We start from the raw sequence: 1,610 nt of genomic DNA on the forward strand, positions 1-1,610 counted from the left end.
ACAATGCTGAGAACATTCTTTGAAGAGCCAAGCTCATGCAAAGCGCCGGCAATGTTGCCGCGATTATTGACAAGAGCCACAGCGCTTTTATTAATCAGCGCTTGGACACCTGCCTGTATCGCCGCATTCATGGCGGTGCTCGAGCCAAGCCCCAAAGCACCAGTAATGGCACTGGCAGCGCCCGAGGCTGCTCCGCCCGTAACCGCCGTGACAGCCAAGGCCACGATAGCCGCACCGGCTTCTGTCAGCCCTTGGGCTTTATAATCCCAGTCTTTAAATTCAGCCTTAACTGCTTGCCAATCCACTTGCTTGGATAATTCTGGATCATCACGCAGTTGCTTGATCCATGCCATGCCTGGAGAGCGAGACAATTGCTCAAGAGATTTGTCTAAATCACCAGTTGCCTCATACTCAACAACAAAGCCATCACCCGCATCAAGCTTTATGCCACCCTTAGCATCTATGGTGACATGTTCGATGGTCTCCTTAAGGTAACCTTTATCGCTCTCACTCCACCACACAAGGTTTTCATTACGCTGATAAACATCCTTAAAATCTTGATCCTTGTTGGTCAGAAACTTGATTTTTCCCTTATCTGATGCCAAATGCGTCTGACCACCACTTGATAGCCCTGCCGCACCAAGTGTGAGATCCCCATTTTGCGCATGCATGGAGAGGTTGCCCTCTGTTTCTATCGTGGTTTTGTTTGTAGTAACTTCTGTTGATTGTTGACGAAACTTATTCTTTTGCTTCGATTTGTCGCCTTCTTTGCCCCTCAGATCCAAATCAAAACTGTTAAAATCTTGCTCTGAAATCGCGTTGAGAGCGCCACCACTGGTGAAATCCCCATTGCCCTTGGCTTTAAACTTTCCCTCAAGGTTCAGTTCACCACCTGTGACAATGGTCAAATCTCCATCACTGTTGACTTCTGTCAAACGGTGCTCACTGCTTTGGGCGTTATAATGCCCTTTTTCCAATGTCTCCTTATGGTCACTCTCTAGCACTAATGAACCAAACGTAGCAGAACCACCGACAATCACCGTCATCGGACCGCCGCTGGTGAATTCCCCCCCCTCTGAGCCAAGATCACCAAGGGATTGAATGTTTAATTCATGATCAGAGAGAATTTGTCCCTTCTGCCCAGCTCGATCAACAAAACCATATTCATTCGTGTCACGGATTTTAGCGGTACTATTGACAATCGTACCACCCGTCATGGTAACCGTATCACCATGAATAACACCGGAAGAATTGGCTAAAAGACCGTTACTGGTGAGTTCTACAGCACCTCTGGCATCTAAAAAACCACCATCATTAAACAATGTTTGCGTGGTCGAAACATGCAATGCATCATCACTTACCACAGCACCACTATTGGTAAGACGGTCCGCATTCAAGGTGACCCCATTCCCTTTCAAACGTGCACTGGCAAGGTTTCCTTGCAATCCTTGTGCGTTTTTTATCCCTTGTTCTGAAGAGGAGGTTGGCGCCAAATAAACGTGGGGCACTAAGACCTCTTGTCCGTCGACAAGGTGAGTTTCAAGCCAGATCATATCCTTTTTGATCTCAGCAATCTGCTGAGGCGTTAAGGGCTTGCCTAGCACTAACCC

General features: G+C 47.6%; 1 protein-coding gene. It reads right to left on the reverse strand.

From position 1 onward, the window contains the following. Positions 1 to 1,610 (reverse strand): hemagglutinin repeat-containing protein (locus ACFILH_RS00465; RefSeq protein WP_375667199.1); only part of this gene is annotated, 1,610 nt, incomplete at both ends.

The sequence above is a fragment of the Bartonella sp. CL435QHHD genome (assembly GCF_042195095.1).
Lineage (GTDB): Bacteria > Pseudomonadota > Alphaproteobacteria > Rhizobiales > Rhizobiaceae > Bartonella.